Raw genomic sequence first — 26329 nt, forward strand, 5'->3', positions numbered from 1 at the left:
GGAGGGCCGGTCGTCGTGCCGGTGGTGGAGTTCACCATCACCGCTAATGGTTCGATGACAGTCACCGTGGACGGAGAGGCGTATCAGCCGGAGCCCTTCGCACCGGGCTGGCGGCGCGAAGCGTTCCCGACAATCCTCGACGCCCTCACCGCCCAGTATCGGTCGCCGCTGCGGGTTCAGGTACACGAGGCCGACGGGTCAACGTTCACCGACATCATCACCCCGCCCCGCGAACGCCCGACCCCGAAACCCTGGCAGCCCACAACACCTGCGGCGGTGTCGCCTCCGGTGCCAGCCGCGCAGCCGGTGCTGCATCAGGTCGCAGGGGCGGGGTTCGTGCCGGGTGAGGATGTCGCCGTCGCGATCATCCACGCCCACACCGACGCCAGCACCGACGGCACCGCCCGCACCCTCCTCACCGCAGATCAAGCAGCCCTTGCGGTGACGGGTGAAGTGATCCTCCTCGGCCGCATCTCCGGCACCCTCAGCATCGGGCGAATCCGATGAGTACGCCGCGGCAGGGTGGTGCGTTTGGGGATGAGCTGGCGAACTTCGGCATCATCGCCCTCATCGCCGCCGCCGTCATCGCCGTCCTTCTCCGCGTCGCAGGAACCGTCACTGCCTGGGTCACCGGGGCCGTGCAGCCGGCGGGCGGGGTCGAAGCCGGCCTCGGCGTGCTCCTGCACCCCGCAGACCCCGGCAGCGCCCTCGGCACCGACGGGCTGAACCCGGTGGCCTACTGGATCGTCGCCGGCATCCTCATCATCGCGGTTGGGAGTGCGGGGTGGTGGGTGTGGCGGTTCTTCCGTGAGCAGTCGCGGCAGACGAAGGTCGACCCGTACCGGATCGTCGGGATCGCCACCCGCACCGACGTCACGACCGCAGCATCGGAGAAGGCGCTGTTGCGGCGGGCCGGGCAACTCCGACCCTCCATCCAGAACCCGGCCGTCACCGATGTCGGCTACCTCCTCGGCGCATCCAGAAACGTAAACGTGTGGGCGAGTGTGGAGGACTCGATTCTGCTGATCGGGCCACCTCGTTCAGGGAAGGGGCTGCATGTGGTCATCAACGCGATCCTCGACGCCCCCGGAGCCGTCGTCACGACCTCCACCCGCCCCGACAACCTCACCGCAACCTTGAAAGCGCGGAGCGCGGAGGGACGGCCATTGGTGGTGTTCGACCCGCAGCACCTCGCCGAAGGCGTCCCCGCAGGACTCCGATGGTCGCCAATCCGGGGATGCGAGGATCCGCTGACGGCGATGATCCGCGCCACCGGACTCGCCGCCGGTACCGGCCTTTCTGCTGGCGGTGTTGAGGGTGGGGACTTCTGGGAAGGGAAAACCCGCACCGCTCTCCAAGCTCTCCTCCATGCCGCTGCTCTCGATCACCGGACACCGGCTGAGTTGTTCCGGTGGACCCTCGATCCTGCCGCAGCGTCCGATGCGGTCGCGATCCTCACCGCGAACCCGAAAGCGGCGACGGGGTGGGCGGATTCGTTGCAGGCGATGATCGACGCAGACCCCAGAACCCGCGACTCCATCTGGCAAGGCGTGTCCCTCTCCCTTGCCGCCCTCGCAGACCCCCGCGTCCTCGATGCCGTGAGTCCCGGCCCGGAGGAGCGCTTCGATCCGGAGGAGTTTCTGCGTAAGCGTGGCAGCGTGTATCTGCTGGCGACGGGTGCGGGGGCGAACAACAGTGCCGCTCTGGTGTCGGCATTCGTGGAAGACCTCGTCGAAGCCGCCCGCCGCCTCGCCGCCAGATCACCCGCAGCCCGCCTCGACCCACCCCTGCTACTGGCGCTGGATGAGATCGGAAACCTTGCTCCGCTACCGTCGCTTCCGACGTTGATGGCAGAAGGTGGGGGTACGGGGATCACGACGATGCCGGTGCTGCAATCGCTCGCGCAGGCGCGGGAGAAGTGGTCGGATAACGCGGCCGGCGCGATCTGGGACGCCAGCATTGTGAAGATCATCCTTGGTGGCGCATCCAACTCCCGTGACCTTCAAGACCTCGCCACCCTCATCGGGGAACGCGACGAGATCACCGACTCCACCACGATCGGTGACCACGGCTCCCGCACTGCACAACGCTCCATCCGCCGGGTGTCGATCATGCCGCCCGACGTGATCCGCACCCTTCCATTCGGTACCGGCCTGATCCTGCTGCGCGCCGCACCGCCGATCGTCGCGAAGCTGCGTGCTTGGACGCGCCGCAAGGACGCGAGTGAGCTGCAGACGCAGCGGCGGTTGGTGGAAGAGCTGCTGCAAGTCGGCACCCCGAACACCTGAAAGTGACGAGGGGCCGGTGAGTGCACCTGAGTGACAGAGCACCCCGACCGGGGCTGCCGCTGTCACGAGGAGTGTCCAATGGCTATCCACACGCAAGAGTCTCTGTCCGGGTTCATCGCTTCCGAACCGCACCTGTCGTTCACCGAGAAAGGCGACGCGCGACTGTTCGTGAAGATCGGGCAGGAACACTACCGCAGGGAAGACGATGGCTCGTTCACGCAGACCGAGACTACCTTCCATGATCTCGTCGCGTTCCGGAAGACCGCCGAACGCGCCCACCAGCGTTTCGCGAAAGGCGACAAGTTCGTCGCTGAGGGCTACACCCACCACTACGACCGCACTGGCGACACCGGACAGACGGTCAGAGCCGAGGAGTTCGTTGCAAAGAAGATTGGGCACGACCTCGCCCGCACCCGCTACACCGTCGATCGCCCCCGACGCACACAGGCAACGGACTCGCTCGATGCCGGACTTGAGGACGCCGCACTGTCCACGGATGCCCCGCGCCGCGCGTCCGCGGGTGCCGCAACGGTCGGAAGGTGAGAGCGGATCATGGTCGATGAACTGCCCGACACGGGTGATAGCGACGCTGGTGAAATGGCGGAGGACGAGTTCGATGAGAGCTACGATCCCGACACCGACACCTCTATCTCTGACGACGACACAGCGGGTCCGCCTGGACCGGTGAACTGGAACCTCCTCACCGCCGATGCTGCGGAAGAAGAATGGCTCGCACTCAACGAATGGGTGCACTGGCTGCGCCACACCTACGGCCTCCCCGTTGCCGTCTGCCCGCCGTTCTGGCACCGCCACCCAGCCTTGGTGTGGGAACTGTCCGCGTTGCACATCCACTGGCTGTGCGCGATCCACCCCGAAGCGAAGGGCAGCGCGATGCTCGTCTGGCACCGCGACTTCACCGAAGCCCAAGAACGCCTCCGGCACTGGACCGCCGCCTGCGGCACACGCCTGACCACTGACCGCCCCACTCGCCGCATCGCCTGGCCCGGCGAACCGGATACAGGCCCCATCGAAGACATCGTGATCTCGAACCGAGAGGAAGACTTCGTTGAGTTCATGCACGCCGATGTGGAAGCGCGCCGGCGTGCCGAGGATCAGTTCATCGCAGGGCTCGTCCTGAGAACGGGGGAAGTGCCATGAGCAGGGGTGACCGCAGGCGGGGTGAGGACAGACGCTTCACCGTCGAGGCAGTGCCGCGCAGTCAACCTGACTTGCATAAGCTCGCGCAGGTGTTCCTCGGCATGGCCGTCAGCAGATCGAAGACGAACGACGCGCCCACGCCGGATGCCACCGATCCTGGGCGTTCTGAGCCCGACAAAGTAGAATAGAACCGACGCCACGACCTTACCGGGCCGGGTGCGCAGTCTCTTTGCCCTTGTGGCTTACCCCGGTTCCTTTCCGGCGGACGTGTTTCCCATTTACGAGTCGCACCGCGTGACGCTTCGCCGTCGCGTTGGCTCCCACCCATCGGTGAGAGGAAACACGACTCATGACTCTGGCACCCCCAGCACCACCCACCAGCATCGACCGGCTCGGCGAGACCACCACCCTCGCTGTCTCCTACCTTCGTGTCTCCACCAAGGAGCAGGCAGAGCGCGGTGGTCGTGACGAGGGATTCTCGATCCCCGCGCAACGCGACGCGAACCTCCGCAAGGCCCGCGATTTGAACGCGATTGTCGTGGAGGAGTTCATCGACGCGGGTGAGTCCGCGCGCAAGGCCGACCGGCCAGAGCTGATGCGGATGATCGAGTACGTCACGACGCACCAGGTCGCGTACTGCATCGTCCACAAAGTCGACCGGCTCGCACGCAACCGTGCCGACGACGTAGCGATCCACCTCGCGCTCAAAGACGCTGGAGTGATCCTCGTGTCCGCAACGGAGAACATTGACGAGACCCCGTCAGGGATGCTGCTGCACGGCATCATGTCCACGATCGCAGAGTTCTACTCCCGCAACCTCGCCAACGAGGTGGCCAAGGGCATGACCCAGAAAGCCGCCACCGGCGGCACCGTTGGTCGTGCCCCCATCGGCTACCTCAACGTCCACAAGCGTGACGAACTCGGCCGCGACGTTCCCACCGTAATCCCGGACCCCGACCGCGCTGCTTTGGTGCGGTGGGCGTTCGAGGCGTACGCGACGGGGAACTACTCGACCTCGATGCTGCACAGCGAACTTGTTGACCGTGGCCTCACGACCGTGCCGACCCCGAAGCGGCCTGCGAAGGCTCCGGGGCTGTCCACGATCCAGCAGATGCTCTCCAACCCCTACTACAAAGGCGACGTGATCTTCCGTGGCGCCCGCTACGACGGACTCCACGAACCGCTGGTGAGCGCGGAACTTTGGTATCGAGTGCAGAACGTCCTCACCGCACGCCAGGTGTCCGGGGAGAAAACTCAAACGCACGAGCACTACTTGAAGGGCTCCGTCTACTGCGGTGACTGCGGTTCCCGACTGATGGTCACTCATGCGAAGAACGGCAAGGGCGTCGTCTACCCCTACTTCATCTGCGCAGGCCGGCACTCCAAGCGCACGAACTGTGTCCGTCAGGCGATGCCGATCGAGCACATCGAGCGACAGGTCGAGGACTACTACCGGCGGGTGCAGATACCCGAGCACGTCGTCACCGCGCTGCGGCACATGCTCGTGCGCCAGTTCGATGACCTCCACGCCGCAAACAAAGCAGAACGGCACACCCACGCCGTCGAGCGTGACCGGCTCCGTGACGAGCGCCGGAGCCTGCTCCATGCCCACCACGCCGGTGCCGTCCCGCTGGACCTCCTCAAAGAAGAGCAAGACCGCATCGGGCGCCGGCTCGCATTCCTCGATGCGCAGATCGACGCGGGGCAGATCGAGTACGACCAGGCCAAGGCGCACCTTGAAGACTGCCTCACCCTGGCCGGTGACATGCACGTGATCTATATGAGCATTGACGACTCATTGCGACGCATCTGCAACCAAGCGTTCTTCGAGCGCATCCACGTCTACGAGGTCGAGAACGCCGACCGGGTGGAAGCGGAGCCGGGTGAGCCGTTCGACACGCTGCTCGACCCGGCAGTCCACGCGGCAGCGCTGGCCTATGAGGCCAGCGTGCGCGCGGGTGAGGATGTCAAACCTGCAGATGTCGCATGTTTGAACATCGACACTTGGGTGGGCGATACCAGACTCGAACTGATGACCTCTTCCGTGTGAAGGAAGCGCGCTACCAACTGCGCCAATCGCCCGTGTGATCCGGATCACTGATCCGTGCCAACCCGATCGATCTTACACGGATCATCGGGCGCCTGTGCCACTCGCACCGCGAACGGCGAGATCATGCGGATCGCGGCCGATTCGAGGCTCACTCGGTCGGGCGTGTCGTCACCGGCGCGAGATCGCTGTTGAGCTGCCGGTCGAGCTCCGTGCTCAGCTCGCCCAGCTGCTTGAGCTGAGCGCCCAAGCCGTTGTAGTAGTCGATGTCGGCCTGCAGGGTCGTGAGGGTCTGCTCGAGCGCGTCGCGGCGTTCCGCGAGCTCGCCACGGATACGGTCGAACTCGCCTGGGTCGTCGGAGAACTCGTAGCGCTCATTCCGCGCGCTGAACTCGGCGGCGTCCTCGTTGAAACGGCGCACATCCTCGTCGTAGGCGGCTTTGCGCGTCTCGATGTCGGCCCTCAGTGTCGTCATCTCCGCCTGGAGGGCGTCGGCCTGCTGCTGCAGATCGACGAACACCGAGTGGTACCTCTCGAAGATGTCGATGAGCGATCCGCGATCCGCGAACCACCGCGCGTAGTGCTCCTCCAGCCAGTCGGGCAGCTCGCGCACCTCGGTGCCGAGCACCGAGTGCAGCTCGTTCGCGAAGGCCGCCTCCGAAAGGTGCTCGTAGACCTGCATGCGTTCCCGCAGGGCCGGATCGTGCTCCGCCAGCTCCTCGTAGGCGGCGCGCAAGCGCGGCGCGAGCACCGCACGATCGCCCTCCCCCAGGCGGGCGTACGTGGCGTGCAGCAGTTCGTGCGCCGCGGTGACCTCGACGACGCCCTGCACGCGCTCGTCGGTGACGTCGAAGAGGTGGATGCGCTCGCCGGTGAAGCAACCGAGCACGTGACCGTGCTCGGAGTGATCGACATCGGCGCACTGCTCGTTGAAGTTCTGGCTGCCGTCGATGGTCGGCTGCGTGGCGAGGAAGACGCGTTCGCCCGAGGAGGTGAGATCGAGCTCATCCATCACCTCCACCACCCGCGGATGCGGCTCGAAGCCCATCGCGGCGAAGTGGTCGCGGATCTCCTGGCGGTGCGAGAACGCGAACACCGCGACTGCCGCCACCAGCAGGACGCACAGCAGCGCGATCCCCCGCTTCAGAGCCGATCGCCCGCGCTTGCCCATGCACACCACGCTAGCCGGGATCGGCTCCGACGGGGCGCATATCCGGCATCGGATGACGTCGAAAGTCGCGAAAAGAGGGCGAAAACGAGGCGGAGACAGGCGGCGCGCCCGGGCGTTCGAGCCTGATTTGCGTCGCACCGGGGACCCGCATATAGTTATTCAGGTCGCCACGGCAGCGGAAACGCAGCAGGGCGGCGATGCGGATGTAGCGCAGTTGGTAGCGCATCACCTTGCCAAGGTGAGGGTCGCGAGTTCGAGTCTCGTCATCCGCTCGAGTGGCCGAGTTTTCTCGGCCGCTTGTGGTGTCAACCACCACTGCGGTGGCGTGGCCGAGAGGCGAGGCAGCGGCCTGCAAAGCCGTATACACGGGTTCGAATCCCGTCGCCACCTCGCTTACAATTCAATAAGCCTGAACAGGCGCGATTGGCGCAGCGGTAGCGCGCTTCCCTGACACGGAAGAGGTCACTGGTTCGATCCCAGTATCGCGCACAGCAAGACCCCCTCGACGAGGGGGTCTTTTTTGTTGCGCGTGATACCGGGCTCTCCCCCAGCGACCTCGCGGATCCCGCAAACGCTGACGCGTTTGCCCTCAGGGATCCGCGCTGGTTCGATCCCAGTATCGCGCACAGCAAGACCCCCTCGACGAGGGGGTCTTTTTTGTAGCGCTCGATACCGGGCTCCGCTTCGATTTCGTGCTTCGTCTACTCCGCGGTGTTCACGCGCTGACGTTCGCGCTGCCCGTGGGTCAGCATCCTGATGTCCGCATCTGAGTCGAAGCTCGACCCGAGCGCTCCGGCGACGGTTCCGAGCGAGGCGCTCAGCACCGCGATGTCCACGTAGTTCGAGAAGCGCGCCTCCGATCCGAGCACGCTGCTCATGAAGTCGGGGTCGATCACGATGAGCCCGCTCAGCAGGATGATGACGACGAGCGAGGCGTAGAGCGCGAGCACGCACAGCAGCAGCGTCAGCACCGTGGAGAGGTTGTAGAGCAGGATCACCTCAGTGAGGCTCGCGTACCGGGGGCGATCCCACAGCCGGTTTCCGATCAGCAGCCACCCCACGATCACGATGATCGCGAGCCCGCTGATGACCGCGAGGCGAAGCGGGCTGAGCACCGCCGACATCTGCCAGATCGAGTTGTAGAACACCCCGAAGGCGCCCGCCGCGGCCGCAGCCGCGAGCGCGCTCGACAGCTTGGGCACGATCCGCCACGGGTCGTTCGCGAGCACCATGCCGAACACGGTGCGGGCTCCCCCGGTGAGCCGGTGCGCCTGCAGCAGTCGGTTGGCGTTCTCGGCGCATCCTCGCCACCGCGCCCACGCGATGCCATGCCGCGCCTCATCCTCGGCCGGCGCCGCGCGCATCTGGCGTGCGCACGAGACCAGCACGCGCAGCAGGCGACCGTTCGTGGCCCCCGCCCCGAGGGTGGGCAGTGAGACGACCGCGACGTCGTCCGAGGCGAGCACTTCGGCGACGAGCGGCCGGCCGCCCCGGTGCCGCGGGATCTCGGTGACCACCATGACGATCTCGACGTCCTCGTACTCGGTCGAGAGCCGCTTCACGTCGGAGACGTCGAGTGTGTCGTCGGGATCGATGCGGATCAGCTCGGTGCGCACCCGCACCGCCACCGGGGCGGTCAGCACGCGTTCCAGCTCGGCCTCGAGCCGCGTGCGAATGCGGGAGACGCGGCGGGAGGGCTGACCGGGGTCGGCGACGACGAGCACGCTCAGCACTTCGTCTCCTCGAGGATTCGGGCACGTGCGCCGACGACCCCGCGCCGCGCACCGCCCCGCAAAGCCCCGGGAACGCAGCGGTCCCCGCGAACCCCTTCCGGGATCCGCGGGGACCGCGCGCGACGGAGGTCAGCGATCGAAGACATCCTTCGCGGCGTCCTTGGCCTTCGCTGCGGCGTTCTTGAGGTCGCCCTTCGCCTGATCAGCCTTGCCCTCGGCGACCTTCTCGTCATCGCCGGTCACGTTGCCCAGGGCCTCCTTGGCCTTGCCCTTCGCCTTGTCCATTCCGGCGGACAGCTTGTCCGATGCACTCATGTGGAGCCTCCTTCGTGTTGACGAACCCCACTCTTCCAGTCGGCGCGGATCGTCTCCAGGGGGTTGCCCGCTCCGTCCATCTGTGCCATGCTCCGCGGCCGAGCCGGCAGCCCAGGTCGTGCTCGGGTAGCGGCCGCACCGGCTACGCTCGAAGCGTGAAGCCCGGGGTGAGATCGGCGGCGCGCAACGCCGAGCGCAAGACGCCGCTTCGCGTGCTCGCCCGCAGCGGCTACGTCGCGAGCGGCCTGATCCACCTCATCATCGGCGGCATCGCTCTCGCGCTCGCGTGGAGCGGGCGGGGCGAGGCGGATCAGGCCGGCGCGCTCGCGGCGCTCGCCTCGGCGCCGCTCGGCTTCGCCGCCCTGTGGGTGGTTGCGGGGCTCCTGTGGGCGCTGGGCGTGTACCACGGCATCCACGGCGTCGCGCTGCGCATCGAGCAGCGGCCGAAGCGGTGGGCTCGCCGGGTCGCCGAGTGGGGACAGGCGGTCCTCTTCATCGGTATGGGCGTGGTCGCCGCGGCGGTCGCTGTCGGAGCGCGTCCGGATCCCGATTCGAGCGCCCGCGAGGCGAGCCGCGGGCTGCTCACCTTCCCGGGCGGGCCGGTGCTGCTGGGGCTCATCGGGGCGGGTGTGGCGATCGGCGGCATCTCCTGGGTCGTGATGGGGGTGCGGCGCAGCTTCCGCAAGCGGGTGGCGCTGCCGCCCGGTCAGTTCGGCACGGTGATCGCCGGCATCGGGGTGCTCGGCTTCGTGGTGAAGGGTGGGGCGCTCACGGTGGTGGGCGTGCTGCTCGTCGATGCGGCCGTGCGGCGCGACCCGCAGGCCGCGGGCGGGCTCGATGCGGCCATCGAGTCGCTGCGGGATCTCCCGTTCGGCGGCGCGCTCGTCGCGGTGATGGGCGCGGGCTTCATCGCGTACGGCGTGTTCTGCGTGTTCCGCGCCCGCTACGCCGAACTGTAGCGCGCCGCCGTGCGGGCGCAGCTGGGCCGGCAGCGCTAGCGCCGATCCGCCGGAAACGGAAGCCCCTTCCCCGCGGGTGAGCGCGTGCCTACGGTGGGGCCATGACTGCATCGCTGACGGCCCTGATGATCAACTGCACGCTCAAGCCCTCGCCGGGGCTGTCGAGCGGCGACGTGCTCGGCGGCCAGGTGCTCGCCGCGCTGGGGCGGCACGGCGTCGTCTCGGACACGGTGCGGGCGGTCGACTCGCGCATCCTGCCGGGGGTCGAAGCCGACATGGGTGAGGGCGACGAGTGGCCGCGCCTGCGCCGGGCCGTGCTCGACGCCGACATCCTCGTCTTCGTGACGCCGACGTGGCTGGGCCAGCACTCGAGCGTCGCGCAGCGGGTGCTCGAACGCCTCGACGCGGAGCTGGGCGAGACCGACGGGGCCGGCCGGCCGATCTTGTTCGACCGCGTCGCGATCCCCGTCGTCGTGGGCAATGAGGACGGCGCCCACCACATCACGGCGATCCTCGCGCAGGCGCTCGGCGACGTCGGTTTCACGATCCCCGCACAGGCCTCCGTGTACTGGAACGGCGAGGCGATGCAGAAGACCGACTACCGCGAACTCGATGCGACGCCGGAGCCCGTGGCCACCGCCATCGAGACCGCCGCCGCCAACGCCGCCCACCTCGCAGGACTGCTGCGCGGGGCCCCCTACCCGTCGCAGGCGTAGCCGCTCCGAGGTGCGGGCCGGCGTGGTGCGGCTATGCTGACGCGCATGCCGACCGCACGCACCGCCTCCGCTCCCGCAGAGCAGTCCACGGCGTCGCCCGCGGCCGCGCCCCTCGCCGCACCCGGGGTGGGCGCCGCCCGGATACTGGCCGGGGCGGCGGTCATCGCCGTGCTCGGCTACGCCTACGTCGAGGGGATCGGGCATGGCCGCAGCAACCCCTTCGACTACTTCGGCTACTTCACCAACCTCACGAGCCTGCTGACCGCAGGGGCGCTCATCATCTCCGGCGTCGGCGCGCTGCGGGGGCTGCCGGCACGACCCTGGCTGGTGTACGCGAGGGCCGCGGCTGTCGCCTGCATGATCGTGGTCGCCGTCATCTACAACGGTGTCGTACCCGGCACGGCTGCCGCTCCCCCGTGGGTGAGCGCCACTCTGCATGCCGTGCTGCCGATCGCCGTGGTGCTCGACTGGCTGCTCGTCGGAGACCGACGACCGCTCGCATGGCGCAGCCTCTGGGTGGTGCTGCCCTACCCGCTGCTCTGGCTCGCGGTAGCGCTCACGCGCGGCGCCACGGACGGCTGGGTGCCCTACGGCTTCCTGCTGCCCGAGCGGGGCGCGGCTCTGCTCGCGGTCACCGTGCTCGGACTGCTGGCGGCGCTGCTGCTCGCGGCGGTCGGGGTCTGGGGCGGGAGCCGTGTCGCAGGCGTCCGCGGGGCGCTGCGAAGCCGAGTGCTGCAAGGCTGAGCGCAGCGAGAACCCCCGGCGACCGTCGCGGGCAACCGGGAGCCCTCAGGAGCGCCGAGGCGCTACTCGTTGCCGATCTTGCCGTCGAGGTTGTCGCGCAGCTCGGTGACCTTGTCGCTGTGCTTGCCCCCGGTGACCTTGTTCGCGAGGCCGGCGGCGCCGTCGAGGATCTTGTCGCTGATGCCCTCGGCCTGCTCGCTCTTCAGAGCCTCTTCGATCTTGTCCGCGTTCTGCTTCGCGAACTCGCCCGCCTTGCCCGCCAGCTGGGACACCTGCTTGCCCAGATCCTCGATGCCCATGTCCAGTTCCTCTCGTCGCGCGCCGACCGATTCGTCGCGTTGTCGCCATTATGGCCCGCGACGGGCGTAGCCGACAGAGGCCGAGCCGAGAATCAACCGCGAATGCCGTGCAGCCGCCCCACTGCCTGCACCGCCATCGCGAAGTGCTCGCGCGACAGCACGTGCCCCTCGCGGCGCATGCCGCGGTCGGCGATGCGCAGCACCCGGTCGGGTGCGAGGAAGCTCTCGCGCCCCTGACTGTCCCAGCCGCCCCTGCCGACCGAGACGAAGCCGCGGTGCGCTTTCGTGCTCAGGTAGCAGCCGGCCGTCGTGTCGCCGTCGATCCGCGCGATGATGAGCACCGGCCGGTCCTTCCCGCGCCCGTCGTTCTCGGCGTACGGCACCCAGGTCCAGACGATCTCGCCGGGGTCGGGATCGCCGTCGGGGTGCGGCTCATAGCTCGGACGCAGCGCGCGGATCTCAGCCGCGGTGAGGTCTCGGGTCGCGCCCGCCCCGTTGCGCCCGGGACTGTCCTCGGAGTCGTGGGGGACGGTGCGCAGACGAGTCGCGGAGCGCAGGGTGGCGGATCCGCCTCGCGACCCCGTGCCGCGCCCCGAAGCGGAGCGCCGCTGCGCGCCGATGAGCGCGTCGGCCACGGCGCGCGCGATCAAGCGCAGCAGCCCGCCCTCCGAACCCCCTCCGGCCACGCGCCCGCCTACGCCTCGAGCTCGCTCGAGGTGAGCGCGTTCAAGCGGGACATGCAGCGCAGGTACTTCTTGCGGTAGCCGCCGTCGAGCATGCCGCCGCCGAAGATCGAGGTGAGCGTCGTGCCGGTGGCGCGGATCGGGATCTGCGCGTCGTAGACGCGGTCGATGAACGCGACGAAGCGCAGCGCCGCCGACTGGTCGGTGAGCTCGTGGACGTCGCGCAGGCCGATGCACTGCACGCCGTCGAGCATGCCCACGTAACTCGACGGGTGCACGGTCGCCAGGTGGGCGATGAGCTGCGAGAAGTCGTCGTCGGTCATGCGCTCGCCCGAGGCCGCCACGTCGGCGAGGGCGAAGCGGTAGGCGTCGGTGTCGAGCGCGACGGCGTCGCCCTCGATGTCGCGCTGACGGTAGTCGACGCCGTCGATCCGCACCGTGACGAAGCGATCCGACATCGCCTGAATCTCGCGCATGAAGTCGGCTGCGGCGAAGCGGCCCTCGCCGAGTGCGTTCGGCGGCGTGTTCGAGGTCGCGATGAAGCGGGACCCCGTCGCGGTGAGGTCCTTGATGAGCCGCGTCATGAGCATGGTGTCGCCGGGATCGTCGAGCTCGAACTCGTCGATGCAGATGAGGCGCGCCCCCTGCAGCACACCGAGGGCCCCGTCGTAGCCGAGCGCGCCCACGAGTGCGGTGTACTGGATGAACGTGCCGAAGTACTTCCGACCCGCGGTCGCGTGCCACGCCGCGGCGAGGAGGTGGGTCTTGCCGACGCCGAAGCCGCCATCGAGGTAGACGCCCGGCCTGCTCGGGGCGCTCGGCCGCGGCTCGGCCGGCTTCTTCCGCCCGAAGCCGAAGAAGCCCCCGCGGGCAGCGGGCGGCTCGGGCTCGGTGAACGAGCGCAGCAGGCTTCGCGCCTCGTCCTGCGAGGGATACGCGGGATCGGGCCGGTAGGAGTCGAACGAGGCATGATCGAACTGGGGCGGCGGGACGAGCGTCGCGACGAGATCGGTGCCCGAGATGCTCGGGTGGCGGTCGACGAGACGTGCGGAGCTGTGCTGGGGGTCGGAAGACATCGTCCACCAGTCTACCGCCGCCGCGGCCGCATCCTAGCCGCGCCAGGCCGGCCGGGGCAGGGCGCGCGCGAACTGCTCGGTGACCCGCTCCCAGGGCTCGGGATCGACGTTCCACAGCTTCACATGCTCGCCGTGCCGCTGGAGGCGCAGCTGCACCAGATCGGGCCGCTCCTCCGCAAGGCGCTGAGCCCCGCTGCACGGCACGAACGTGTCCTGCTCGCTCGCGTGGATGAGCACGGGAACCCGCAGCTCGCGCCCGAACGCGGCAGCGTTCAGGCTGTCGAACGCGATGCCGCCGTCCTCTCCGCCGCGCACGCGCCCCTGCCAGAGCAGGCGGATCCCGAGCTCCGCGACGAGCCGCGGCGCCCGCCTGCCAGCCGCGTGGTAGCGCAGCAGCTCGCTCCAGTCCACTGCGGGAGAGTCGAGGATGACGCCGTCGATCACGTCCCGGTGGGCGCCGCGGGTCGCCGTGACCAGCGCCGCCGTACCGCCCATCGACCAGCCGAACAGGGTGACGCGCTGCGCTCCGCGCCGGCGCGCCTCGGCGATGGCGGCGTCGACGTCCCGCGCCTCCGACACCCCCACGCCGTAGCGTCCGTTGACGCCGCTCGGCGCCCCCGGGTCATTGCGGTAGGTGATGACGAGACTGGTGATGCCGGCCCGAGCGAGCGGCGCGACGCCGCGCAGCGCCTCCTCGGGCGGGGCGCCGCGACCGTGCACGTGCACCGCCCAGCGCTTCTTGCGGGCCCGGGCGGGGCGCACGATCCACGCCTCCGCGTCCCCGAGCTCGGTGGGGTAGGCGATCCGCTCGGCGGCGTAGCCCAGCTCGTCGGGCGAGGTGTACCACCAGCCGGTGAGACGGGCCGGCATCCCAGCTCGGGGTTCACCGCGATCCACCCGCAGCAGTTCGCGGATCGTGCCGTCCCGCCCCGAGGCGAGCACCGGGCCGAGACGGGCGTGACCGGCGCCGCGGTCGAAGACCAGCGAGTAGCGGCCCGGGAGGTCGCAGTCAACCCCTCGCAGCCGCACGAGCGTGGCCGTCCCCTCGCGCTGCAAGCCGACCACGGTGACCGGGGACTCGGCCTCCTGCTCCGGAGTCACCGCCATTCGAGCCAGGGCCACACCCCCGGCGACGACGCCCACCGCGCCGACCGCCGCCGCGCCCGCGGCGAAGCCGAGCGCGCGAGCCGCGTTCCGCTGCCAGTCCTCCATGAGCCGCTCTCCTCTCCCGCGATCCGCCCCTGCCCGGCGTGGCATCGCGAAAACCCTCACAGCAAACTCTAGTGTTCCCTCTGTGATGGCAAGGATTGGTCTGCAGTCGATCGACTTCGATGTCGCCGCTGCTCAGATCCGGGGCGGGCAGCTGCGCAGCGAACTCGTGACGCAGGAGATCCCGGCCCCCGAACGGATCGCTCCGCGCTCGATCGCCCTCGCGGCCGGCGTCGCGCGGGGCCCGCGGCGGGGCCTCTCCCCCGACGGCACGATCGATTCGCACCACGGCGCGGGCCGCCTCGTGCTCATGCACGACCCCGACTCCGCCGAGGAGTGGGGCGCGCCCTTCCGCATCGTCTGCTTCGCGCAGGCCCCGCTCGAGGTGGAGATCGGCGTCGACCCCTTCATCTCGGACGTCGCCTGGTCTTGGCTCGTCGACGCGCTCGACTCGCGCGGCGCCGAGTACACCTACCTCTCGGGCACCGCCACGAAGACGCTGTCGAGCGGCTTCGGCACGCTGGAAGCCCAGGGCGACGCCGCCCAGATCGAGCTGCGCGCCTCGTGGACGCCGCTCGGAGCGGACTTCGCCGCTCACGCCGAGGCCTGGTCCGAGCTGCTGTGCCTGCTCGCCGGCCTGCCGCACCGGGAGGGCGAGTGACCATGGTCGAACAGTCCGAGCTCGACACCGACTGGTCGCTCGTCACCGATCAGACCGGCCTGGAGCGCGCCGCCGAGGCGCTCGCCGCAGGCGCCGGCCCTGTCGGGGTCGACGCGGAGCGGGCCTCAGGGTTCCGCTACGGCTCCGACGCGTACCTCGTGCAGGTGTTCCGGCGGGGCACCCGTCCCTTCCTCTTCGACCCGACCGAGCTCGAGAGCTTCTCACCGCTGGCCGAGGCGATCGGCGAGGAGGAGTGGATCCTGCACGCGGCGAGCCAGGACATCCCCTGCCTCAGCGCGCTCGGTCTCGCGCCCGCCCGCCTCTTCGACACGGAGCTGGCTGCGCGCCTGCTCGGCTACGAACGGGTCGGGCTCGGCGCGATCGTGGAGTCGCTGCTCGGAATCAGCCTCGAGAAGGCCCACTCCGCTGCGGACTGGTCGCAGCGCCCCCTGCCCGAGCCGTGGCTCGAGTACGCGGCGCTCGATGTCGCCCTGCTGCCCGACCTGCGCGATGCGGTGGCGGCGGATCTCGATGCGCAGGGCAAGACCGAGTTCGCGCTGCAGGAGTTCGAGGCCGTGCGCACCCGGCCGGACAAGCCGCGCAGCCCGGAGCCGTGGCGGAAGCTCTCCGGCGGGCACTCGCTGCGCTCGCCGCGCGCCCTCGCCATCGCCCGGGAGTTGTGGCTCGCGCGCGATGAGCTCGCCCGTGAGCGCGACGTGGCGCCGGGTCGCCTGATCCCGGATTCCTCGCTCGTGGCCGCTGCCGGGGCGAACCCTCGATCGAAGGGGGATCTCGCCCGGCTGCAGACGTTCCGGGGCCGCGCCAGCCGCACCGAGCTCGACCGCTGGTGGCGGGCAGTCCTGCGCGGCAAGACGACGGAGGATCTGCCCGGCCCGAAGCCGCGTGATCCGGACACGGTACCGCATCACCGCGGGTGGCCGCAGCGCCACCCCGAAGCGGCCGCGCGCCTCGCGGCGGCCCGGTCCGCGCTCGAGGCCGAGGCGGAGCGGCAGCGGATCCCGATCGAGAACCTGCTCACCCCGGATACCCTGCGCCGCGTCGTGTGGAGCCCGCCCGGCGACCGCTCCCCCGCCGCCGTGGCACTGCGTCTCAAGGAGCTGGGTGCACGCGACTGGCAGATTGGCATCACTGCACCAATCATTGCTGCCGCTTTTGTGGACCTCGCATAATTACCGAGCCGATACCGCTCGGAATTGCGGCGAACCCGCACGCCCCCTTCCATCTGTGAGACTCCGTCTCTAGGATGGTGAGCACGCAGATCACACACCTGATGGAGGCACAGTGGCCGCAATGAGAGAAGTCGTGTTCGTCGACGGGGTGCGCACCCCGTTCGGGCGTGCCGGCGAAAAAGGCATGTACGCGGGAACCCGCGCCGACGACCTCGCGGTCAAGGCGCTGCAGGGCCTGATCGAGCGCAACGAGGCGCTTCCGCTCGACCGCATCGACGACGTGGGCATCGCCGCGACCACGCAGCAGGGCGACCAGGGGCTCACCCTCGGCCGCACCGTCGCGATGCTCGCCGGCCTGCCCGTCACGGTGCCCGGCTTCGCCCTCGACCGCATGTGCGCCGGCGCCCTCACCGTCGCCTCGTTCATGGGCGCCGCGATCGGATCCGGGCAGTACGATCTCGCGATCGCGGGCGGCGTCGAGCACATGGGCCGTCACCCCATCGGCCTCGACGCCGACCCGAACCCGCGCTTCGTGGCCGAGAAGCTCGTCAGCCCGGACGCCCTCAACATGGGCATCACCGCCGAGCGGCTGCACGACCGCTTCCCCGAGCTGACCAAGGAGCGCGCCGACCGCTTCGGCATGCTCAGCCAGCACAAGGTGCAGGCGGCCTACGACCGCGGAGACATCCAGGCCGACCTCGTGCCCGTCGCCACGCGCTCCGCGAACGGCTGGGGCCTCGCCACCGAAGACGAAGGCCGTCGCCCGCAGACCACCATGGAGGTCCTCGCCGGCCTCAAGACGCCGTTCCGCCCCCACGGCCGGGTGACCGCGGGCAACGCCTCGCCGCTCACCGACGGCGCGACCGTCTCCCTGCTCGCCGGCGCCGACACCGCCAAGGAGCTGGGACTCGGTGCCAAGATGCGCCTCGTCGGCTTCGCCTTCGCGGGTGTGCAGCCCGAGGTCATGGGGCTCGGCCCCGTGCCGTCGACCGAGAAGGCGCTGCAGCGCGCCGGGCTCACCATCGACGACATTGGCCTCTTCGAACTCAACGAGGCCTTCGCAGTGCAGGTGCTGTCCTTCACGGATCACTTCGGCATCGCCGACGACGACCCCCGCGTCAACCCGTGGGGCGGCGCCATCGCGTTCGGCCACCCCCTCGCCGCCTCCGGCGTGCGGCTCATGATCCAGCTCGCGCGCCAGTTCGAGCAGCGACCCGACGTGCGCTTCGGCGTCACCGCCATGTGCGTCGGGCTCGGCCAGGGCGGCACCGCCATCTGGGAGAATCCTCACTTCGACGGCAAGAAGGGCAAGAAGTAATCGCCATGACCGACTACAGCAAGATCGATTTCTCGCCGATCATCGAGGCGTCCGCCGACGAGGTCGTCACCGAGTCGTACGTGCGCGACGTGGCGCTGCCCTCCGGCGGCGTGCTCGCGCTCATCACCCTCGACAACGGTCGCGACCACACCCGCCCCAACACGCTGGGCCCGCGCACCCTGCAGGGCCTCGAACGCGTGCTCGACGAGCAGCGGAGCCGCGCCGCCGCAGGCGAGATCCGCGCCGTCGCCATCACCGGCAAGCCGTTCATCTTCGCCGCGGGCGCCGACCTCTCGAAGGTCTCCACGCTCGCCACCGAGCAGAACGCCCGCCTCATGGCGCAGTACGGCCACCGCGTCCTCGGCAAGCTGGGCACGCTCGGCGTGCCCTCCTTCGCGTTCGTCAACGGCCTCGCGCTGGGCGGGGCGATGGAGATCGCGCTGAACTCCGACTACCGCACGCTCGACGCCTCAGCGGCCGCGCTCGCGTTCCCGGAGGTCTTCCTGGGCATCATCCCCGGCTGGGGCGGCGCGACGCTCGTGCCCAACCTCATCGGCATCGAGAAGGCCCTCGAGATCATCGTCTCGAACCCGCTCAAGAACAACCGGATGCTGAAGCCCAAGCAGGCCTACGAGATGGGCCTGTTCGACGCGATGTTCGGCGCCGCGAGCTTCCTGGAGCAGTCGATCGCCTGGGCCGACGGCGTCATCGCCGGCCGCACCAAGGTCGACCGCCCCAACGTGCCCGGCAAGCTGGAGCGCCTCACCAAGTGGCCCGCGGCGATCAAGATCGCCCGGGACACTCTCAAGGCGCGCATCGGCACCGCGGCGAAGGCTCCCTACGTCGCTCTGGATCTGCTCAGCGCGGCCAAGGACAACGACATCGAGCGCGGCTTCGAGCGCGAGGACGAAGCACTCGCGCAGCTCATCTCGAGCGACCAGTTCGCGGCCTCCATCTACGCCTTCGACCTGGTGCAGAAGCGCGCGAAGCGACCGGCGGGCGCCCCCGACCGCGAGCTCGCCCGACCGGTGAAGAAGGTCGGCGTCATCGGCGCGGGCCTCATGGCCAGCCAGTTCGCGCTGCTCTTCGCCCGCAAGCTGCGCGTGCCGGTGCTCATCACCGACCTCGACCAGTCGCGCGTCGACAAGGGGCTCGACTACATCCGCGGCGAGATCGACAAGATGCAGGAGAAGGGCCGTCTCTCGGCCGACGACGCCAACCAGGTGAAGGCGCTCGTGAGCGGCACCACCGACAAGACGCTCTACGCCGACTGCGACTGGGTGATCGAGGCCGTGTTCGAAGAGCTCGGCGTGAAGCAACAGGTGTTCGCCGAGATCGAGCCCATCATCTCGCCCGAGGCGATCCTCGCGACGAACACCTCGTCGCTGTCGGTCGAGGAGATCGGTGCGAATCTCGCCCATCCGGAACGGCTCGTGGGCTTCCACTTCTTCAACCCTGTCGCGGTGATGCCGCTCATCGAAGTCGTGAAGGTGCCGGCCACCGACGACCCCACGCTCGCCACCGCGATGGCCGTCGCGAAGAAGCTCGGCAAGAGCGCCGTGATCACCGCCGACCGACCCGGCTTCGTGGTGAACCGCCTGCTGGCGAAGGTCATGGGCGAGGCGGCGCGGGCACTCGACGAGGGCACCCCGCTGCCCGTCGTGGAGCGAGCCCTCGCGCCGATCGGCCTGCCGATGGGCCCCTTCGAGCTCATCGACCTGGTCGGCTGGAAGGTCGCCGCGCACGTGCAGGACACCATGGTGCACGCCTTCCCGGATCGCTTCTACGCCTCCGAGAACCTGCACCGGCTGGCAGAGGTCGACGGGCCGCTCGTCAAGACCAAGCTCGGCAAGGTCGAGGATCTCTCGAAGGCCGGCCGCAAGGTCGTCGTGCTCGGCAAGACTGCCGTGAGCGAGGAGGAGATCCTGCGCCGCGTCGAGGACGAGCTCGCCGGTGAGATCCGGATCATGCTCGACGAGGGCGTGGTCGCCGCGGCTGAGGACATCGACCTCTGCCTCATCCTCGGCGCCGGCTGGCCGTTCCAGGCCGGTGGCGCGACCCCGTACCTCGACCGCGTCGGGGCGAGTGAGCGCGCCGCCGGCGGTGCGTTCCACGACCCGCGTATCCAGGGCGCCCGCTAGCCGCGCGCTGCAGCGCAGAGCCCCTGCCCGGATCGTTTCCGAGCAGGGGCTCTGCGCATGCGAGGTGACGGGTGGAGGCGCTGGCGCTGCACCTAGAAATCGCTTCGAGCGCGCTCGCCGGTGAGCGCAGCGGCTCGGCTGGATGCGGATCGGGGCCGCGGGCGGCGGCTACTCGGGGCGGGCGATCGGGATCCGCTTGCCGCGCACCTGATCTGCGACCGCTGTAGCGATCTGCTCGGCGGTGAGCCCGGCGTCCCGCAGCAGCTCGTCGCGGGAGGCGTGATCGGGGAATGCGTCGGGTGTGCCGAGCTCGCTCACGGCCGTGTCGACGCCGGCGTCGCGCAGCGCCTGCCTGATACGGGTGCCCACGCCGCCCACGCGGATGCCGTCCTCGATGCTGATGAGCAGACGGTGGCTGCGCGCGAGCTCGGTGACGGAGTGCGCGACCGGTACGACCCAGCGGGGATCGACGACGGTCGCCGTGATGCCCTGCTCGGCGAGGATCGCGGCGGCGTCGAGTGCCACCCGCGCCATCGGGCCCACCGTCACGAAGAGCACGTCGGTCGATGAGGCGTCGTCTGCCGAAGCGGCTTGCGTCGAATTCTCCGCCGCAGCGGCATCCTTCACGGTTTCGCCCGCCTCGAGCAGCACATCGACCCCGTCCTGGAGGCGTCGCACGGCCGGCACCGGCGCTCCCACGGAGCCCTTCGGGTACCTGATCACCGTGGGGCCGTCGTCCACCTGCACGGCCTCCCCGAGGAGCTCCCGCAGCGTCGCCTCGTCGCGGGGCGCGGCGATCCGGATGCCCGGCACGATCTGCAGGGTCGCGAGATCCCAGACGCCGTTGTGGCTGGCGCCGTCGGGGCCGGTGATGCCCGCGCGATCCAGCACGAAGGTGACGCCCGCACGGTGCAGGGCGACGTCCATGAGCAGCTGGTCGAAAGCGCGGTTCATGAAGGTCGCGTAGATCGCGACGACCGGGTGAAGCCCGCCGTATGCGAGCCCCGCGGCGCTCGTGACCGCGTGCTGCTCGGCGATGCCGACGTCGTACACGCGCGCCGGGTGCCGCTCGGCGAGCAGGTCGAGGCCGGTGGGCGCGAGCATCGCCGCGGTGATCGCGACGACGCGGTCATCGCGCTCGGCGAGCTCCACGATGCGCTCGCGGAACACCGACGTCCAGCTCGCCCCCGAGGAGGCCTGCACGGGCACACCGCTGTCGGGGTCGATCTTGCCGACGGAGTGGAACTGGTCGGCCTCGTCGTTCTCGGCAGGCGCGTAGCCGCGCCCCTTCTCGGTGATGACGTGCACGAGCGTGGGGCGGCCGTAGTCCTTCGCCTGCCGCAGCCCCTGCTCGACGGCTTCCAGGTCGTGCCCGTCGATGGGGCCCACGTACTTGATGTCGAGGTTCGAGTAGAGATCCTGGTTGCCGGAGGCGCGGCTCGCGATGCCGCGCATCGCCCCGCGGGTCGCGCGGTACACGGTGCGGCCGGGGGCGCCGAAGGCGGAGAAGAACCGCTCGCTGCCCTCTTGCAGGTCGCGATAGCTCGACGAGGTGCGCACCCCGTTGAGGAAGCGCGCCATGCCGCCGATGGTGGGGGCGTAAGAGCGCCCGTTGTCGTTGACGACGATCACGAGATTGCGGTCGTTGTCGTCGGTGACATTATTGAGGGCCTCCCAGGTCATGCCGCCGGTGAGCGCGCCGTCGCCGACTACGGCCACCACGTGGCGGTCGTGCTGGGAGCGCCGCGCGAACGCCCGGGAGATGCCGTCGGCCCAGCTCAGCGAGCTGGAGGCGTGGGAGCTCTCGACGATGTCGTGCTCGCTCTCGGCGCGCTGCGGGTAGCCGGCGAGCCCGCCGCGCTGACGCAGCCGGGAGAAGTCCCTGCGGCCGGTGAGCAGCTTGTGCACGTAGCTCTGGTGGCCGGTGTCGAAGACGATCGGATCGCGGGGCGAGTCGAAAACCCTGTGGATCGCGATGGTGAGCTCGACCACACCCAGGTTCGGGCCGAGGTGCCCGCCGGTCTTCGCGACCTCGGCGATGAGGAACTCCCGGATCTCCGCCGCGAGCTTGCGGCACTCCTCAGGGGTGAGCGCATCGAGGTCGCGGGGCGTTTCGATTCGATCCAGGATCGCCACTCGCCACCTCCGCAGTCGGTTCCGGCGGAATGCGCCGGGCATCCCCTCAGTCTACCGCGCCCCACCATGACGGAAGCCCGCCCCGCCCCTGCGAGCCGAGGGCTCGGGGCGGTGCGGGCTTCTGTGCGGTGCTGGCTCAGCCGGCCGAGCGAAGCTCGGACGGTATCAGCTCAGCCGGTGTCGGCTCAGACGAGCGAGCGCAGCACGTACTGCAGGATGCCGCCGTTGCGGTAGTAGTCGGCCTCACCGGGGGTGTCGATGCGCACGATCGCGTCGAATGCGATCTGCGAGCCGTCTTCCTTGGTGGCGGTGACGGCGACCGTCTTCGGGGTGATGCCCTCGTTCAGCTGCTCGACGCCGCTGATATCGAAGGTCTCGGTGCCGTCGAGCCCGAGGCTGTCGGCGCTCTGGCCCTGCGGGAACTGCAGCGGCAGCACGCCCATGCCGATCAGGTTCGAGCGGTGGATGCGCTCGAAGCTCTCGGTGATGACGGCCTTCACGCCGAGCAGGCGGGTGCCCTTCGCAGCCCAGTCGCGCGACGATCCCGAGCCGTACTCCTTGCCGCCGAGCACGACGAGCGGCACGCCCGCGGCCTGGTAGTTCTGGCAGGCGTCGTAGACGTAGGCCTGGGGGGCGCCCTCCTGGGTGAAGTCGCGGGTGAAGCCGCCCTCGACCCCGGCGCCGTTGTTCTCGGCGGCGAGCAGCTGGTTGCGGATTCGGATGTTCGCGAAGGTGCCGCGGATCATGACCTCGTGGTTGCCTCGGCGCGAGCCGTAGGTGTTGAAGTCCTTCGGAGCGATGCCGTTGGCGACCAGGTACTGGCCGGCGGGCGTCTCGGCCTTGAAGCTGCCGGCGGGGCTGATGTGGTCGGTGGTGACGGAGTCGCCGAGCTTCAGCAGCACGCGCGCGCCCGAGATGTCGCTGACGGGCTCCGGATCGCGCTGCATGCCGTCGAAGTAGGGCGCCTTGCGGACGTAGGTCGACTTCTCGTCCCAGGCGAAGGTGTTGCCGTCGGGGGTCGGGAGGGACGTCCAGTGCTCGTCGCCGTCGAAGACCGTCGCGTACTTCTCGACGAACATCTCGGAGCCGATCGAGGCGTCGGCGATCTGCTGCACCTCGACGGGGTCGGGCCAGATGTCGCGCAGGTAGACGTCGTTGCCCTCGGCGTCTTCGCCCAGGGGCTGGTTCTCGAAGTCGAAGTCCATGGTGCCGGCGAGCGAGTACGCGATGACGAGCGGCGGGCTCGCGAGGTAGTTCATCTTGATGTCGGGGTTGATGCGACCCTCGAAGTTGCGGTTGCCCGAGAGCACCGCGGTCACGGCGAGGTCGTTGTCGTTGACCGCCTGCGAGATCTCCTCGTTCAGCGGACCCGAGTTGCCGATGCAGGTGACGCAGCCGTAGCCGACGGTGTAGAAGCCGAGCGCTTCGAGGTCGTGCTTCAGGCCCGACTTCTCGTAGTAGTCGGTGACGACCTTCGATCCGGGTGCGAGGGTGGTCTTCACCCACGGCTTGGCCTTGAGGCCCTTGGCGACGGCGTTGCGGGCGAGCACGCCGGCCGCGAGCATCACGGAGGGGTTCGAGGTGTTGGTGCAGGAGGTGATCGAGGCGAGGGTGACCGCGCCGTGGTCGAGCTCGAACTCGTTGCCGGCCTCATCCTTCACCTTGGCCGGGTTCGCGGCCTGGGCGTAGTTCTTCAGGTCGGTCTCGAACTGGCTCTTCGCGTGGCTGAGCTCGATGCGATCCTGGGGGCGCTTCGGGCCCGCGATCGACGACACCACGGTGCTGAGGTCGAGCTCGAGGTACTCGCTGAACTGGGGCTCGCGGGCCGGATCGTGCCACATGCCCTGCGCCTGCGTGTAGGCGCGCACCAGGTCGATCTGCTCTTCGCTGCGGCCGGTGAGGCGCATGTAGTCGAGGGTGACGTCATCGACGGGGAACATGGCCGCGGTCGAGCCGAACTCGGGGCTCATGTTGCCGATGGTGGCGCGGTTGGCGAGCGGCACGGAGCCGACGCCCTCGCCGTAGAACTCGACGAACTTGCCCACGACGCCGTGCTTGCGCAGCATCTGGGTGATGGTGAGCACCACATCGGTGGCGGTCACGCCCGCGGGGATCTGGCCCGACAGCTTGAAGCCGACGACGCGCGGGATGAGCATCGAGATGGGCTGGCCGAGCATTGCGGCCTCGGCCTCGATGCCGCCCACGCCCCAGCCCAGGATGCCGAGACCGTTCTGCATGGTGGTGTGCGAGTCGGTGCCGACGCAGGTGTCGGGGTACGCGCGCAGCACGCCGTCGACGGTGCGGGTGAAGGTGACGCGCGCGAGGTACTCGATGTTGACCTGGTGCACGATGCCGGTCCCCGGTGGGACGACCTTGAACTCGTCGAAGGCGCCCTGGCCCCAGCGGAGGAACTGGTACCGCTCGCCGTTGCGCTGGTACTCGATCTCGACGTTGCGCGCGGCGGCGCCGGGGGTGCCGTAGACATCGGAGATGACCGAGTGGTCGATGACCATCTCGGCGGGCGCGAGGGGGTTGATCTTGTCGGGGCTGCCGCCGAGGTCGACGACGGCCTCGCGCATGGTGGCGAGGTCGACGACGCAGGGCACGCCGGTGAAGTCCTGCATGATCACGCGGGCGGGCGTGAACTGGATCTCGGTGTCGGGTTCCGCGGAGGGATCCCAGCCGCCGAGCGCCTCGATGTGCTCGCGGGTGACGTTCGCACCGTCCTCGGTGCGCAGGAGGTTCTCGAGCAGCACCTTGAGGCTGTAGGGCAGGCGCTCGTGACCCGGCACCTGATCGATCCGGAAGATCTCGTACTCCTGCTCGCCGACGGCGAGGGTGCCCTTCGCTCCGAAGCTGTTGACCGCTGCCATTGCAGTTCCTCCACTCATGTCCCGAGGCGCCGCATCCGGCGCCCTGCCCGCAGGCAAGATATCTCGATGTCGAGATAATTCTACACCCACTGCGGGCGCGCTCCGATCACTCTACCGGAGCCGCCTCCCCTGCTTTCGCAACGGTTTCGGACGCCTAATCATCAGATGATGCCGGTGCGCTCGGCGACTCGCCCAGCGACGCCGACACCCGGCTCAGCACGAGCCAGGTCATGATCGCCGCGAGCGCGAACAGCGGCACGCCCATGAGCAGTCGGGCGAGTCCCAGAGCGTCCACCGCCGCCGCGTCCCCGCCCTGCGCGGCGAAGTAGAGCGGCAGCTGCACGGCGAGACGCGCGCCGAAGGCCGCGATCCAGAACACCGTGCAGAGGCTCGCGGCGCGCCGCAGCACGGGGATCCGCCGCCACTGGGTGAGCGAGCCGCGGAGGAAGCCGAGCAGCAGGCCGATGAGCGGCCAGCCCACGAGCAGTGAGACCGTGTGCGCCACGATCCACGCCGCGTTGATCCAGAACCCGGGAAGGTAGTAGTCCTCGCCGCGGCCGGTGAACATCGTGACCCCCACGCAGACGAGCACGCCGATGAACCCCGACAGCGCCGCCTGCACCGGCTCCCGCCGGATGAGCCGCCAGCCGAAGGCGAGCAGTGCGAGCGCCAGCGGCGCGATCGCCGACACGCGAGCGTCGCGAGTGGCGACGTACACCCCGAGGTAGAGGGTGGCCGGCACCAGGGTCTCCGCGATCCCGCGCCAACCGCCGATCGCGTCGAGCACGCCCCGAGCGGACACGCCCTCGCCGTGCAGACCGGCCTCGACGACACCCCCCAGGCCCCCGCGGGCACCCGGAGCGCGCCCCTCGGGCCCGGGCGCCGAATCGACTCCGTCGTCGTCAGGCGCGCCTGCGGGCCGGGCGCTCACGCCTGCTGAGTCCCGCCGGCAGCGGGGCCCTGGCGCTGTGCCTGCACCCCTGCGGGCACGCGCAACGGCAGCAGCTCGCTCGGCGGCATCGGCTGCTCGCCGCGCACGACGACCAGCTCGCGGAACAGATCGATCACACGCTCGCGGGTCGCCACGTCGACGGCGGCCTTGCCCATGATGACGCCGCGCAGCATCCAGCGCGGGCCGTCCACGGCGATGAAGCGCGCAATGCGCGTACCGCCGCCCTGCTCGGCGGGAACGGCGGTCTGGGCGACGAGCTCGGCGCCGAGCGGGCCCTCCTCCTCGACGAGCGCAGCACCCTGGCCGGCCATCTGCTGCGCCAACTCGGCGCGCACACCGTGCCACAGCCCCGTGGTCTTCGGGGCCGCGAACGCCTGCACCTGCAGCAGCGACTCGGCGTAGTCGAGCGACACCGCCACCACGCGGTTCGCGCGCTCGTCGACCTCGAGACGCAGTTGCAGACCCTCGCGCGGCGCCACCTTGATGCCGCCCAGGTCCACGTACGGACGCATCGCGGGCACCTCGCTCGCGTCGAAGGGGCCGGCCTCGGCCCGATCCTCCGGCGCCGACTTCGCATCATCGATCTGCGGAGCCTGCGGCTCCCTCAGCTCGACCTCATCGGCCTGTCGTTCTTCGCTCATCCTCGGAACACTCCTTGTT

24 protein-coding genes and 4 tRNA genes are annotated in these 26329 nt (G+C 69.6%); 15 read left to right on the forward strand and 13 right to left on the reverse strand.

Annotation, left to right across the window (positions count from 1 at the left end; translation table 11 throughout):
* Positions 1–24 precede the first annotated feature (24 nt).
* The 5 genes from H629_RS0103380 to H629_RS14735 all read left to right on the forward strand — a co-directional run bounded on the left by H629_RS0103380 (position 25) and on the right by H629_RS14735 (position 5496).
* Positions 25–507, forward strand: coding sequence for a hypothetical protein (locus H629_RS0103380; RefSeq protein WP_240471009.1), 483 nt, complete (start codon positions 25–27; stop codon positions 505–507).
* Positions 504–2288, forward strand: coding sequence for a type IV secretory system conjugative DNA transfer family protein (locus tag H629_RS0103385; protein ID WP_024355948.1), 1785 nt, complete (start codon positions 504–506; stop codon positions 2286–2288). The genes H629_RS0103380 and H629_RS0103385 overlap by 4 nt, the downstream gene beginning before the upstream one ends.
* A 78-nt stretch (positions 2289–2366) precedes the next feature.
* Positions 2367–2831 carry a single-stranded DNA-binding protein gene (locus tag H629_RS0103390; protein ID WP_024355949.1) on the forward strand — a complete coding sequence of 155 codons (465 nt, stop codon included), beginning with the start codon at positions 2367–2369 and terminating at the stop codon, positions 2829–2831.
* A gap of 9 nt (positions 2832–2840) precedes the next feature.
* Positions 2841–3446 carry a hypothetical protein gene (locus H629_RS0103395; protein WP_024355950.1) on the forward strand — a complete coding sequence of 202 codons (606 nt, stop codon included), beginning with the start codon at positions 2841–2843 and terminating at the stop codon, positions 3444–3446.
* Positions 3447–3795: 349 nt separating this feature from the next.
* A complete protein-coding gene (locus H629_RS14735; protein WP_076623904.1) occupies positions 3796–5496 on the forward strand; it encodes a recombinase family protein in 1701 nt (566 codons plus the stop codon).
* Here H629_RS14735 and H629_RS0103405 read toward each other — a convergent pair.
* The 3 genes from H629_RS0103405 to H629_RS15085 form a co-directional block, all read right to left on the reverse strand.
* A tRNA-Val gene (locus H629_RS0103405) sits at positions 5456–5528 on the reverse strand. The two genes, H629_RS14735 and H629_RS0103405, sit on opposite strands and share 41 nt — an antisense overlap.
* Positions 5529–5644: 116 nt before the next feature.
* Complete coding sequence (locus tag H629_RS0103410; protein WP_024355952.1) at positions 5645–6664, reverse strand: hypothetical protein; 1020 nt, start codon at positions 6662–6664, stop codon at positions 5645–5647.
* 10 nt (positions 6665–6674) lie between these two features.
* The gene (locus H629_RS15085; protein WP_152485633.1) at positions 6675–6893 is read right to left on the reverse strand and encodes a hypothetical protein; all 219 of its coding nucleotides are present in this window, start codon (positions 6891–6893) and stop codon (positions 6675–6677) included.
* On the opposite strand from H629_RS15085, the gene H629_RS0103415 reads away from it, so the two are divergent.
* The 3 genes from H629_RS0103415 to H629_RS0103425 all read left to right on the forward strand — a co-directional run bounded on the left by H629_RS0103415 (position 6864) and on the right by H629_RS0103425 (position 7153).
* Positions 6864–6936: transfer RNA gene (locus tag H629_RS0103415), tRNA-Gly, on the forward strand. The genes H629_RS15085 and H629_RS0103415 overlap by 30 nt on opposite strands.
* Positions 6937–6983: 47 nt before the next feature.
* Positions 6984–7054 (forward strand) — tRNA-Cys (locus H629_RS0103420).
* 27 nt (positions 7055–7081) lie between these two features.
* Positions 7082–7153: transfer RNA gene (locus H629_RS0103425), tRNA-Val, on the forward strand.
* A gap of 212 nt (positions 7154–7365) precedes the next feature.
* On the opposite strand, the gene H629_RS0103430 is transcribed toward H629_RS0103425, so the two are convergent.
* Positions 7366–8397 carry a hypothetical protein gene (locus H629_RS0103430; RefSeq protein WP_024355953.1) on the reverse strand — a complete coding sequence of 344 codons (1032 nt, stop codon included), beginning with the start codon at positions 8395–8397 and terminating at the stop codon, positions 7366–7368.
* Positions 8398–8526: 129 nt separating this feature from the next.
* The gene (locus H629_RS0103435) at positions 8527–8712 is read right to left on the reverse strand and encodes a CsbD family protein (protein WP_024355954.1); all 186 of its coding nucleotides are present in this window, start codon (positions 8710–8712) and stop codon (positions 8527–8529) included.
* Positions 8713–8867: 155 nt separating this feature from the next.
* Here H629_RS0103435 and H629_RS0103440 point away from each other — a divergent pair, with 155 nt between their 5' ends.
* From H629_RS0103440 to H629_RS0103450, 3 genes are all read left to right on the forward strand, one after another.
* Positions 8868–9671 carry a DUF1206 domain-containing protein gene (locus tag H629_RS0103440; RefSeq protein ID WP_240471011.1) on the forward strand — a complete coding sequence of 268 codons (804 nt, stop codon included), beginning with the start codon at positions 8868–8870 and terminating at the stop codon, positions 9669–9671.
* A 101-nt stretch (positions 9672–9772) separates the two neighbouring features.
* Positions 9773–10387 (forward strand): flavodoxin family protein, encoded by a 615-nt coding sequence (locus H629_RS0103445; protein ID WP_024355956.1) that lies wholly within the window; start codon positions 9773–9775, stop codon positions 10385–10387.
* A 45-nt stretch (positions 10388–10432) separates the two neighbouring features.
* Positions 10433–11131 (forward strand): Pr6Pr family membrane protein, encoded by a 699-nt coding sequence (locus H629_RS0103450; protein WP_240471013.1) that lies wholly within the window; start codon positions 10433–10435, stop codon positions 11129–11131.
* Between the two features lie 62 nt (positions 11132–11193).
* Here H629_RS0103450 and H629_RS0103455 read toward each other — a convergent pair whose 3' ends face one another.
* The 4 genes from H629_RS0103455 to H629_RS0103470 all read right to left on the reverse strand — a co-directional run bounded on the left by H629_RS0103455 (position 11194) and on the right by H629_RS0103470 (position 14401).
* On the reverse strand, positions 11194–11430 hold the full coding sequence (locus tag H629_RS0103455) for an Rv0909 family putative TA system antitoxin (protein WP_024355958.1): 237 nt from the start codon (positions 11428–11430) through the stop codon (positions 11194–11196).
* Positions 11431–11522: 92 nt separating this feature from the next.
* A complete protein-coding gene (locus tag H629_RS13925) occupies positions 11523–12116 on the reverse strand; it encodes a hypothetical protein (protein ID WP_024355959.1) in 594 nt (197 codons plus the stop codon).
* Positions 12117–12124: 8 nt separating this feature from the next.
* Positions 12125–13189: a cell division protein ZapE gene (zapE, locus tag H629_RS0103465; RefSeq protein WP_024355960.1), complete on the reverse strand. Its 1065-nt coding sequence runs from the start codon at positions 13187–13189 to the stop codon at positions 12125–12127.
* Positions 13190–13222: 33 nt separating this feature from the next.
* Positions 13223–14401: an alpha/beta hydrolase family protein gene (locus H629_RS0103470; RefSeq protein ID WP_024355961.1), complete on the reverse strand. Its 1179-nt coding sequence runs from the start codon at positions 14399–14401 to the stop codon at positions 13223–13225.
* An 85-nt stretch (positions 14402–14486) separates the two neighbouring features.
* Between H629_RS0103470 and H629_RS0103475 the strand changes: the two genes are divergently transcribed.
* From H629_RS0103475 to H629_RS0103490, 4 genes are all read left to right on the forward strand, one after another.
* A complete protein-coding gene (locus H629_RS0103475) occupies positions 14487–15059 on the forward strand; it encodes a DUF3000 domain-containing protein (protein ID WP_024355962.1) in 573 nt (190 codons plus the stop codon).
* Positions 15060–15061: 2 nt separating this feature from the next.
* Positions 15062–16249, forward strand: a complete 1188-nt coding sequence (locus H629_RS0103480; protein WP_029746538.1) for an HRDC domain-containing protein — start codon at positions 15062–15064, stop codon at positions 16247–16249.
* Positions 16250–16370: 121 nt separating this feature from the next.
* A complete protein-coding gene (locus H629_RS0103485) occupies positions 16371–17567 on the forward strand; it encodes a thiolase family protein (RefSeq protein ID WP_420835243.1) in 1197 nt (398 codons plus the stop codon).
* 5 nt (positions 17568–17572) lie between these two features.
* Positions 17573–19708 (forward strand): 3-hydroxyacyl-CoA dehydrogenase NAD-binding domain-containing protein, encoded by a 2136-nt coding sequence (locus H629_RS0103490; protein WP_024355965.1) that lies wholly within the window; start codon positions 17573–17575, stop codon positions 19706–19708.
* Between the two features lie 168 nt (positions 19709–19876).
* Here the strand turns inward: H629_RS0103490 and dxs are convergent, their stop codons facing one another.
* The 4 genes from dxs to H629_RS0103510 form a co-directional block, all read right to left on the reverse strand.
* Positions 19877–21844 (reverse strand): 1-deoxy-D-xylulose-5-phosphate synthase, encoded by a 1968-nt coding sequence (dxs, locus tag H629_RS0103495; protein WP_024355966.1) that lies wholly within the window; start codon positions 21842–21844, stop codon positions 19877–19879.
* Between the two features lie 185 nt (positions 21845–22029).
* The gene (acnA, locus tag H629_RS0103500; RefSeq protein ID WP_024355967.1) at positions 22030–24717 is read right to left on the reverse strand and encodes an aconitate hydratase AcnA; all 2688 of its coding nucleotides are present in this window, start codon (positions 24715–24717) and stop codon (positions 22030–22032) included.
* Positions 24718–24871: 154 nt separating this feature from the next.
* Positions 24872–25648: a DUF3159 domain-containing protein gene (locus H629_RS0103505; protein ID WP_024355968.1), complete on the reverse strand. Its 777-nt coding sequence runs from the start codon at positions 25646–25648 to the stop codon at positions 24872–24874.
* Positions 25645–26310, reverse strand: coding sequence for a DUF3710 domain-containing protein (locus H629_RS0103510; protein WP_024355969.1), 666 nt, complete (start codon positions 26308–26310; stop codon positions 25645–25647). Before H629_RS0103510 ends, H629_RS0103505 begins: the two co-directional genes overlap by 4 nt.
* Between the last annotated feature and the right edge of the window lie 19 nt (positions 26311–26329).

Source organism: Leucobacter chironomi DSM 19883 (assembly GCF_000421845.1).
GTDB lineage: Bacteria > Actinomycetota > Actinomycetes > Actinomycetales > Microbacteriaceae > Leucobacter > Leucobacter chironomi.

Excerpts from the sequence above, each read along its gene's own strand:
- H629_RS0103385 (WP_024355948.1), top strand. The coding sequence starts at position 504 with ATGAGTACGCCGCGGCAGGGTGGTGCGTTTGGGGATGAGCTGGCGAAC.
- H629_RS0103390 (WP_024355949.1), top strand. The coding sequence starts at position 2,367 with ATGGCTATCCACACGCAAGAGTCTCTGTCCGGGTTCATCGCTTCCGAA.
- H629_RS0103395 (WP_024355950.1), top strand. The coding sequence starts at position 2,841 with ATGGTCGATGAACTGCCCGACACGGGTGATAGCGACGCTGGTGAAATG.
- H629_RS14735 (WP_076623904.1), top strand. The coding sequence starts at position 3,796 with ATGACTCTGGCACCCCCAGCACCACCCACCAGCATCGACCGGCTCGGC.
- H629_RS0103410 (WP_024355952.1), bottom strand. The coding sequence starts at position 6,664 with ATGGGCAAGCGCGGGCGATCGGCTCTGAAGCGGGGGATCGCGCTGCTG.
- H629_RS0103435 (WP_024355954.1), bottom strand. The coding sequence starts at position 8,712 with ATGAGTGCATCGGACAAGCTGTCCGCCGGAATGGACAAGGCGAAGGGC.
- H629_RS0103445 (WP_024355956.1), top strand. The coding sequence starts at position 9,773 with ATGACTGCATCGCTGACGGCCCTGATGATCAACTGCACGCTCAAGCCC.
- H629_RS0103450 (WP_240471013.1), top strand. The coding sequence starts at position 10,433 with ATGCCGACCGCACGCACCGCCTCCGCTCCCGCAGAGCAGTCCACGGCG.
- H629_RS0103455 (WP_024355958.1), bottom strand. The coding sequence starts at position 11,430 with ATGGGCATCGAGGATCTGGGCAAGCAGGTGTCCCAGCTGGCGGGCAAG.
- zapE (WP_024355960.1), bottom strand. The coding sequence starts at position 13,189 with ATGTCTTCCGACCCCCAGCACAGCTCCGCACGTCTCGTCGACCGCCAC.
- H629_RS0103470 (WP_024355961.1), bottom strand. The coding sequence starts at position 14,401 with ATGGAGGACTGGCAGCGGAACGCGGCTCGCGCGCTCGGCTTCGCCGCG.
- H629_RS0103475 (WP_024355962.1), top strand. The coding sequence starts at position 14,487 with ATGGCAAGGATTGGTCTGCAGTCGATCGACTTCGATGTCGCCGCTGCT.
- H629_RS0103480 (WP_029746538.1), top strand. The coding sequence starts at position 15,062 with ATGGTCGAACAGTCCGAGCTCGACACCGACTGGTCGCTCGTCACCGAT.
- H629_RS0103485 (WP_420835243.1), top strand. The coding sequence starts at position 16,371 with ATGAGAGAAGTCGTGTTCGTCGACGGGGTGCGCACCCCGTTCGGGCGT.
- H629_RS0103490 (WP_024355965.1), top strand. The coding sequence starts at position 17,573 with ATGACCGACTACAGCAAGATCGATTTCTCGCCGATCATCGAGGCGTCC.
- acnA (WP_024355967.1), bottom strand. The coding sequence starts at position 24,717 with ATGGCAGCGGTCAACAGCTTCGGAGCGAAGGGCACCCTCGCCGTCGGC.
- H629_RS0103510 (WP_024355969.1), bottom strand. The coding sequence starts at position 26,310 with ATGAGCGAAGAACGACAGGCCGATGAGGTCGAGCTGAGGGAGCCGCAG.